The organism is Massilia sp. TWP1-3-3 (genome assembly GCF_049897805.1).
Lineage (GTDB): Bacteria > Pseudomonadota > Gammaproteobacteria > Burkholderiales > Burkholderiaceae_D > Telluria_A.
Window position 1 is genome coordinate 1 of the sequence record NZ_JAFCWX010000099.1, and the last position, 1,778, is coordinate 1,778.

Here is a 1,778-nt window from a genome sequence, read left to right on the forward strand (position 1 = left end):
ATATGGTAGGAGAGCGTTCTGTAAGCCTGCGAAGGTGTCTTGTAAAGGATGCTGGAGGTATCAGAAGTGCGAATGCTGACATGAGTAGCGATAATGGGGGTGAAAAGCCTCCACGCCGTAAGCCCAAGGTTTCCTGTTCAACGTTCATCGGAGCAGGGTGAGTCGGCCCCTAAGGCGAGGCAGAGATGCGTAGCTGATGGGAAGCAGGTTAATATTCCTGCACCGTCGTATGATGCGATGGGGGGACGGATCGCGGAAGGTTGTCCGGGTGTTGGATGTCCCGGTTTTTGACTCATAGAAGGCGCTTAGGCAAATCCGGGCGCGGAATTCAAGGGGTTGAGACGAGAGACTTATGTTTCGAAGCAATCGGAAGTGGTTCCAAGAAAAGCCTCTAAGCTTCAGTCATACGAGACCGTACCGCAAACCGACACAGGTGGGCGAGATGAGTATTCTAAGGCGCTTGAGAGAACTCGGGAGAAGGAACTCGGCAAATTGGTACCGTAACTTCGGGAAAAGGTACGCCCTTGTAGTTTGACCACTTTACTGTGGAAGGATGAACGGGTTGCAATAAACTGGTGGCTGCGACTGTTTAATAAAAACACAGCACTCTGCAAACACGAAAGTGGACGTATAGGGTGTGACGCCTGCCCGGTGCTGGAAGATTAAATGATGGGGTGCAAGCTCTTGATTGAAGTCCCAGTAAACGGCGGCCGTAACTATAACGGTCCTAAGGTAGCGAAATTCCTTGTCGGGTAAGTTCCGACCTGCACGAATGGCGTAACGATGGCCACACTGTCTCCTCCCGAGACTCAGCGAAGTTGAAATGTTTGTGATGATGCAATCTACCCGCGGCTAGACGGAAAGACCCCATGAACCTTTACTGTAGCTTTGCATTGGACTTTGAACCAATCTGTGTAGGATAGGTGGGAGGCTTTGAAGCGTGGACGCCAGTCTGCGTGGAGCCAACCTTGAAATACCACCCTGGTTTGTTTGAGGTTCTAACCTTGGTCCGTTATCCGGATCGGGGACAGTGCATGGTAGGCAGTTTGACTGGGGCGGTCTCCTCCTAAAGTGTAACGGAGGAGTTCGAAGGTACGCTAGATACGGTCGGACATCGTGTTGATAGTGCAATGGCATAAGCGTGCTTAACTGCGAGACTGACAAGTCGAGCAGGTACGAAAGTAGGACATAGTGATCCGGTGGTTCTGTATGGAAGGGCCATCGCTCAACGGATAAAAGGTACTCTGGGGATAACAGGCTGATTCCTCCCAAGAGTTCATATCGACGGGGGAGTTTGGCACCTCGATGTCGGCTCATCACATCCTGGGGCTGTAGCCGGTCCCAAGGGTATGGCTGTTCGCCATTTAAAGTGGTACGTGAGCTGGGTTTAAAACGTCGTGAGACAGTTTGGTCCCTATCTGCCGTGGGCGTTGGAAATTTGAAGGGGGCTGCTCCTAGTACGAGAGGACCGGAGTGGACAGACCTCTGGTGTACCGGTTGTCACGCCAGTGGCATTGCCGGGTAGCTAAGTCTGGAAGAGATAACCGCTGAAAGCATCTAAGCGGGAAACTTGCCTTGAGATGAGATTTCCCAGAGCTTTAAGCTCTTTAAAGGGTCGTTCGAGACCAGGACGTTGATAGGTCAGGTGTGGAAGTGCAGTAATGCATTAAGCTAACTGATACTAATTGCCCGTACGGCTTGTCCCTATAACCTTAGCAGGTATAGAAGATAAGAATGCGCGTTGTGCTTTGTGTTGATACACAGATCGCTACCAGAAA

At 51.1% G+C, this 1,778-nt stretch carries 1 rRNA gene; it reads left to right on the forward strand.

The window, feature by feature from the left end:
- A 23S ribosomal RNA gene (locus ACP7D4_RS27930) occupies positions 1–1,706 on the forward strand; the annotation flags it as partial.
- Positions 1,707–1,778 lie beyond the last annotated feature (72 nt).